The organism is Gelidibacter sp., from assembly GCF_039916245.1.
GTDB lineage: Bacteria > Bacteroidota > Bacteroidia > Flavobacteriales > Flavobacteriaceae > Gelidibacter.
The window spans coordinates 1-7,868 of record NZ_JBDSLS010000010.1 but is presented as its reverse complement, the minus strand read 5'-3'; the positions used below and the strand labels follow the sequence as shown (position 1 = coordinate 7,868).

Annotated in this window: 8 protein-coding genes; all 8 read left to right on the top strand. The window is 36.8% G+C overall.

The annotated features are described in order from the left end of the window. A partial coding sequence (locus tag ABIQ28_RS00900; RefSeq protein WP_348034866.1) for a hypothetical protein occupies positions 1-2,113 on the top strand: 2,113 nt, incomplete at its 5' end. Positions 2,114-2,125: 12 nt separating this feature from the next. Further along, on the top strand, positions 2,126-2,569 hold the full coding sequence (locus ABIQ28_RS00895; protein WP_348034865.1) for a polymer-forming cytoskeletal protein: 444 nt from the start codon (positions 2,126-2,128) through the stop codon (positions 2,567-2,569). 853 nt (positions 2,570-3,422) lie between these two features. Continuing rightward, positions 3,423-4,505: a F0F1 ATP synthase subunit A gene (gene atpB, locus ABIQ28_RS00890; protein ID WP_348034864.1), complete on the top strand. Its 1,083-nt coding sequence runs from the start codon at positions 3,423-3,425 to the stop codon at positions 4,503-4,505. Between the two features lie 20 nt (positions 4,506-4,525). Beyond that, positions 4,526-4,732 (top strand): ATP synthase F0 subunit C, encoded by a 207-nt coding sequence (atpE, locus tag ABIQ28_RS00885; RefSeq protein WP_348034863.1) that lies wholly within the window; start codon positions 4,526-4,528, stop codon positions 4,730-4,732. A gap of 81 nt (positions 4,733-4,813) precedes the next feature. Next, entirely contained in the window at positions 4,814-5,308 is a 495-nt protein-coding gene (locus ABIQ28_RS00880) for a F0F1 ATP synthase subunit B (protein WP_348034862.1), read from the top strand. A gap of 69 nt (positions 5,309-5,377) precedes the next feature. Further along, entirely contained in the window at positions 5,378-5,914 is a 537-nt protein-coding gene (atpH, locus tag ABIQ28_RS00875) for an ATP synthase F1 subunit delta (RefSeq protein ID WP_348034861.1), read from the top strand. Positions 5,915-5,970: 56 nt separating this feature from the next. Beyond that, on the top strand, positions 5,971-7,551 hold the full coding sequence (atpA, locus tag ABIQ28_RS00870; RefSeq protein WP_348034860.1) for a F0F1 ATP synthase subunit alpha: 1,581 nt from the start codon (positions 5,971-5,973) through the stop codon (positions 7,549-7,551). A 118-nt stretch (positions 7,552-7,669) separates the two neighbouring features. After that, the coding region (locus ABIQ28_RS00865) for a four helix bundle protein (protein WP_348034867.1) at positions 7,670-7,868 on the top strand (199 nt) is incomplete at its 3' end.

Below are 7,868 nucleotides of genomic sequence, written 5' to 3'. Positions count from 1 at the left end.
AAGTGATAAAATCAATAAGGCAAAAATATGGCGTGAAAAAACGAATATTCGCCTGGAAAATAATGAGCTTGCTATAAAAAATTTAAAGCGATTATTTACTCAAGAGCGATTGAGCAATCAGGACATGGCTGATGCCACTGCCGCTTTGGCACAGGCTTATATCAATATTAAAGCTAAGGATAGTGCCTTGACGCAACTGGCAATTGCCGCTGCCTTCACTAAGAAAAACAACGAAAAAGCACGTTTTAATTATATAAGAGGTCAACTGTACAACGAGTTTGGTTATAAAGACAGTGCCAACATCTCATTTGATAAAGTTATCGATTTGCACCGTAAAGTGCCACGCGCTTATTATATCAATGCGCATTTAGCCAAAGCGGCAAATTTTGATCTGGAAACAGGAGATGTGTTAGCCTTTGAAGAATACTTGACTGACTTGGAGAGAAACCGTGAAAATCGACCGTTTTTGGACAAGATTTATTACCGTATCGCTGAATTCAATAGAGCTTCCGATCGGGATTCTCTAGCCGTTGTTTATTATAAGAAATCATTACGAGCGTCCTCAAGCGATAAACAATTACGCGCCTTGGATTACATGACTTTGGGAGATATGAGTTTTGACAACTCTGAATATAAAATTGCTGGCGCTTATTATGACAGTACGATGACCAATTTGGTGGTGGACTCAAAACCTTTCAGAACCATCAAAAGAAAAAGAGAGAATTTGGAAGATGTGATTCACTATGAAGGTATCGCTCACGTGAACGATAGTATTCTGAATTTGGTGAATGCATCTGAAGCCGATAGACTGGCCATTTTTTCAGCTTATATCGATAGTTTAAAGGCAAAAGCCAAAGCTTTAAAGGAGCAAGAGGAAATTGCAGAGCGTAAAGCCAGTGCGGGTGTAGTTGCTGTTGATAATAATCAAAATGCTGCCGGAAACTTTTCACGTAGTGCAGGTATCACTCCCCCGGGAAACAGCGCTAAACAATCTTTTTATTTTTATAATCCCACGACGGTAGCCTATGGGAAAAGCGAATTTCGAAAAATTTGGGGAGACCGTTCGCTTAAAGATAATTGGAGACTATCGAGCACGCGAAGCAATGAGTTTGTAGTCCAAGACAATACGTTATCTGCTGATGTTTCAGAAGAGGAGCGCTACGATCCGGAGTTTTATGTTTCAAAAATCCCGACCGATCCAAAAGTCATTGACAGCATCATTAAGGATAGAAATCACGCCTATTATCAATTGGGAGTTATTTATAAAGAAAAGTTTAACGAATACGAACTTGCAAAAAAGAAGCTCCAAGCGGTATTGGATAACAATCCCGAAGAGCGATTAATAGTGCCTACCAAATACAATTTGTATGGCATTTATGTCTTGTTGGGTGAAGCCCATGCGGCAGAACAGATGAAGCAGGATATCATCAAAAATAATCCAGACTCGAGATATGCCGCTATTCTTTTGAATCCAAAATCAGGAATCTCCAAGGATGAAAACAGTCCTGAAAGTGTTTATGAACGCACTTACACAAGCTATGAAGCTCAAAATTTTCAAGACGTTATCGATCAGAGTGAGAAGTACATTCTTGAATTTAACGGCGATCCAATTGTGCCTAAGTTCGAGTTTTTAAAAGCGGCTGCAAATGCGCGTTTATACGGTTTTGAGGCCTATAAAGAGACGATCAATTTTATCGCTTTAAATTATCCAAATTCTGAAGAAGGCAAACGCGCTCAGGACATCATGCAAAATGTCATTCCGGCATTATCTGCAAAAACTTTTAAGGACCATAATATGGGCTCAAAATTTAATGTGATCTATGAATTTGAAAATGCTACCAGTGAAGAGGTCGATGCGTTTTTAAATAAATTGAGGGATGAGGTTGTCAAAATTAGATACTATGATTTAAGTGTTTCTAAAGATATTTATGATAAAAACACCATCTTTGTGGTGGTGCATGGCTTAAAAAGTATTGAAGGCGCCATTGGGTTTGCCGATTTGCTTCAAGAGCGAAAAGTAAACATTACACGACCTTATATTGCGATTTCATCAACCAATTATGAAATTGTGCAACGACATAAAAACCTCAAAGACTACCTACAAACACAATAAACAACCAGAATTATGTTTTCAGAAAAACCAAAAAAAGGTAAATTAATTTCAGATGTCATTAATCAGCAAAATACCATTGCTAAAGGCACCACTATTACAGGAGATATCATTAGCGATGGCGACTTTAGAGTTGAAGGCACCATACTAGGCAATGTTAAAACCCCTGGTAAAGTGGTGCTTGGAAAAACGGGCATAATCAACGGAACACTTCATGCTGCCAATGCGGATATTGAAGGTAAATTCGCCGGAAAGCTAATTCTTACAGACACGCTTTCGTTAAAAGCTTCAGCTCATGTTGAAGGCGAAGTTGAAGTTGGTAAATTTGCCGTGGAACCAGGCGCTACTTTCAATGCGAGCTGTATGATGAAAGGTGCTCATAAAGGCACTGACATTAATGGTAGTTTAAAACCATCGCAAACCAATGGAACAGTCACCAAAAAAGGAGAATTCGCTTAATAGTTATGCCAAATATTCGTCAATAGCATTTCAAATGTTTGCTATTATAGGAATCGGCAGCTTTATTGGAGTTAAGATTGACGAATATTATGGCAACAAAAATAATTTGTGGACTATAATATTGTCTTTGTGTTCCACAATTCTTGCCGTTGTTTTTGTAATAAGACGTATTATTGCAAATTCAAAAGACGATAAATAAGGATCTTTATTAATTGAGAAAATATGCTCTCATTATCAAGCTTTTTTTACAGAGGCTGACATTATTCCGAAAGGAAATAAGTCTTTACTGACAAGAGGAGGTGGAAAGAGTATTAACAAAATAAATAAAATCCATTAAATTTTTCATTTTTAATGACTGCAGATTTCAAAAAAAGACAAATTAATTTTTTACTTCTTATCACGGTTCTAAGTTTAGTGGTGTATGGCATTCATAGTTATATACTTTCCTATTTCGGAACGGAATTGAAATTGTTTTTCCCCGTATGGCAGATTTATGTGTTTCATTTTGGCGTGACCACTTTATTATATACGGTCATAAACTATAGATTCTCAGTAGGTCAAACCGATATTTTCGTATTATTTATGGGGAGTACATTCTTGAAGATGTTTCTTTCCATTTTGTTTCTGTTACCTTTAATTCTATCCGACTTAGAGAAAAAACAACCCGATGTTTTTAACTTTTTTATCCCTTATTTTTTATACTTGAGTTTTGAGGTCTATGCAATAACTAGATTCCTTCAGAAATCATCTTGAAAACCATACCATTAATAATGGTAAAAAAGTATTTGACAATTGACATAATGTATGTACATTTGCACGGAATTTAGAGCAAGGTATTTTTAAGCTATTCATAATGACATTAAACACTTTAAGAGCCGTATTATTTTTAGTTTTTTCTGTTGCTATCTCCAATTTTGGATTTGCAACTCAAGATAACGATGACCAAGATAAGCCGTTCAATGCCAAAGAGATGATCATGCACCACGTCAAGGATGGGCATGAGTTTCATATTGTAGACTGGAATAACGAGCCCATTACAATTCCTCTTCCAATCATTCTTTTCACTGATAATGGATTAACAACTTTCATGTCCAGCGAATTTCAACATGACGATTCGGGATCGCAGATTGTTGAAAAAAACGGTGGGCGCTTCGTTAAATATCATGAAAAAATTTATCAACTGAACGCTGGTGTAGATGCTCTTGCTTTTAATGAAGAGCAACATCCTACAAACGCTTCATTGCCCTTGGACTTCTCCATTACTAAAAACGTCTTTATGATGTGGGTTTCGGTTCTGGTTCTATTATTGATATTTATTTCTTCAGCCCGTAAGTACAAAAAAACTAATAGCCTTGTTCCAAGTGGTATTGCTTCCTTTATGGAGCCGCTTATCATTTTTATCAGAGATGAGGTTGCCATTCCAATGATTGGTGAAGATAAATATAAAAAATACATGCCATTTTTATTGAGTGTGTTTTTCTTTATCTGGATCAATAATATTTTTGGATTGATTCCAATTTTAAACGGTGCCAACGTGAGTGGTAATATCGCATTTACCTTGTCGTTAGCCTTGTTCACATTCGTCATTACCCTTTTTAGTGGAAACAAAAATTACTGGAAACATATTTTCTGGATGCCTGGAGTTCCTGTGCCAATGAAAATATTTTTAATGCCTATTGAGATTATTGGAATGTTTGTAAAACCATTCTCTTTAACCATACGTTTGTTCGCAAATATCACGGCGGGACATATTATTATCTTATCGTTAATGTCCCTAGTGTTTATTTTCAAAAGTGAGTTTATTGCTCCCGTATCGGTAGGATTCTCATTATTCATCATGATCATAGAAATTGTAGTTGTTGCAATTCAAGCATATATATTTACCGTGTTGTCCGCCTTATATATTGGAACGGCAACCGCAGAAGACAATCATTAATTAATTTAATTTTTTATATTATGACTATTACAGGAATTGCAGCAATCGGAGCTGGTATCGCAGTAATTGGAGCTGGATTGGGAATTGGTAAAATCGGTGAGTCAGCTATGAACGCTATGGCTCGTCAACCGGAAATCCAAGGAAAACTTCAAACTTCAGCGCTTATCTTAGCAGCTTTCGTAGAGGCAGTAGCACTTTTTGGTGTTGTTGCGTCGTTAATCGTTTAATTAGGATTACAAAGTGCAGAGGTAACGGTTGGTTGCCTCTGTATTTTAAATTTAAATTATTAAAACTAAAACCTATTATAAATGGATTTAATTACACCAGGGTTAGGACTTGTTTTTTGGTCACTCATTACTTTTTTCATTCTTTTGGTCATCTTGAAAAAATTCGCATGGAAACCAATTTTGGGCGCAATTGATGAACGTGAAAACGGCATCAAAAATGCTTTAAAAGCAGCTGACAATGCGCGTAGGGAAATGGAAAACCTTAAGGCAGATAATGAGCGTATCCTTAATGAAGCACGTGCTGAGCGCGAAGCAATGTTAAAAGATGCACGGGAAATTAAAAATAAGATGGTGAGTGATGCTAAAGAAGAAGCGCAAGATCAAGCCTCCAAAATAATTGCCCAAGCTCAAGAAGCAATTGAAAATGAAAAAAGATCGGCCTTGGCTGAACTTAAAAATCATGTTGCGAACTTATCTATTGAAATTGCTGAAAAAGTAGTACGTCAAGAATTGGGTAGCAAGGACAAACAATTACAACTTGTAGAGTCTATGCTGAGTGAAGCAACTTTAAATTAAATTAATTAAGATCAAATTTAGATAGTGATGACATTAACCGTCTAAACATCTAACGTTAATATCTATAAAATGGCACAAACAAGAGCAGCAATACGATACTCAAAAGCAGTTTTAGACCTTGCTAAACACCAAAACTCGGCAGAGGTTGTAAATGTTGATATGAAGTCAATTGCCAATGCTGTGGCAGCAAGCACTGAATTAAAAGACATGCTTTTAAGTGCTGTAGTGCCTTCTACAATAAAAAAATCGGCTTTGTTGGCTGTTTTTACAGATTTAAACCAACTGAGCGTCAATTTGATTAATACCTTGATCCAAAACAAACGCATCAACATTTTGGGTGAAGTTGCACAAAAATATACTGAGTTATTTAATGAAAGTCAAGGTAGGCAAGTGGCAACCGTCACTACTGCAGTAGCCTTATCAGATGATCTTAAATCAAAAGTGTTGGCTAAAGTAAAAGAGTTGACCGGAAAAGATGCTGAAATAGTAAGCGTTGTTGATGAATCTATATTAGGTGGATTTATTTTACGAGTTGGCGATATTCAGTACGATGCAAGTATTTCGAATAAATTACAGAAGTTAAAAAGAGAATTTACATTAAACTAAAGAGTTGGATCCGGATGTCTAGCATCTATATTCTAACCTCTAATATCTAATAGAAAATGGCAGAAGTAAAACCAGCTGAAATTTCAGCAATCTTAAAGCAACAATTGTCAGGTTTTGAAGCTAGCGCTTCATTGGACGAAGTAGGGACAGTATTAACTGTTGGAGATGGTATTGCACGTGTTTACGGCTTATCAAACGTTCAATACGGTGAGTTAGTTGAATTTGCAGATGGTCTTGAAGGCATCGTTTTGAATCTTGAAGAAGATAACGTAGGTGTTGTATTGTTAGGCCCTTCTGTCGGAATCAGCGAAGGTTCAATCGTAAAACGTACCGAGCGTATTGCTTCCCTTAAAGTAGGTGAAGAAATCGTTGGACGTGTTGTAAATACTTTAGGAGAACCAATTGATGGCAAAGGTCCAATTGGTGGAACGCTTTATGAAATGCCATTGGAGCGTAAAGCACCAGGTGTTATCTACCGTCAACCAGTAACAGAACCGTTACAAACAGGTATCAAATCTATTGATGCGATGATTCCTGTAGGTAGAGGACAACGTGAGTTGGTTATTGGTGACCGTCAAACTGGTAAAACAGCAGTTTGTATCGATACCATTATCAATCAAAAAGAATTTTTTGATGCAGGTGAACCTGTATATTGTATATATGTAGCTGTTGGACAAAAAGCGTCAACGGTTGCTTTAATTGCAAAAACATTAGAAGAAAAAGGAGCAATGGCTTACACAACTATCGTTGCCGCCAACGCTTCTGACCCTGCTGCAATGCAAGTGTATGCGCCGTTTGCTGGTGCTGCAATTGGTGAGTATTTTAGAGATACTGGCCGTCCTGCATTAATTGTTTTTGATGACTTATCGAAACAGGCAGTAGCTTACCGTGAGATTTCATTATTGTTACGTCGTCCACCGGGACGTGAGGCGTATCCTGGTGACGTTTTCTACCTCCACTCAAGATTATTGGAGCGTTCTGCAAAAATCATCAATAACGATGCGATTGCTAGAGAAATGAACGATTTACCAGACGTTTTGAAACCAATCGTAAAAGGTGGTGGATCATTAACCGCATTGCCAATTATCGAAACACAAGCAGGTGACGTATCCGCCTATATCCCAACCAACGTAATTTCGATTACTGACGGTCAGATTTTCTTGGATGGTGACTTGTTTAACTCTGGTGTTCGTCCAGCAATTAACGTTGGTATTTCGGTATCTCGTGTAGGCGGTAACGCACAGATTAAATCGATGAAAAAAGTAGCTGGAACCTTAAAATTAGACCAAGCACAATACCGTGAGCTAGAAGCTTTCGCGAAGTTTGGTTCTGACTTGGATGCCGTTACTTTAAACATCATCAACAAAGGAAAACGTAACGTTGAGATCTTGAAACAAGCTCAAAACGATCCATTTACGGTTGAAGATCAAGTTGCTATTATTTATGCAGGATCTAAAAACTTGTTGAGAGATGTTCCTGTTGAGAAAGTAAAAGAATTTGAACGTGATTACCTAGAATTCTTAAGAGCTAAGCACAGCGATACCCTTGCAGCATTAAAAGCAGGTAAATTAACTGATGAGATTACAGATACATTGGAAGCAGTAGCTAAAGATATGTCTGCGAAGTATAGAAAATAAAAATATAGTTAAGAGTTCAGAGTTATAAATTCAGAGTGACAACATTCTAAAAACGCATAACTTTGAACTCGAAACTTATAAATTACATAGAATGTCATTAGATAACAGTCCAATTTGAATTAAAAGTTTTCAATTTGCAGGTGAGATTGTACATTTTAGTGATATTTTAAAAAAGAATAAGGACTTTGATTTAGCATCTCAAATTTTAAAGAGTGGAACAAGTATTGGAGCGAATACAAGGGAAGCACAAAGAGGGGTAAGCACAAAGGACTTTAAAAATAAATTTGGAATTGCCCTTAAAGAGGCTGACGAGACCA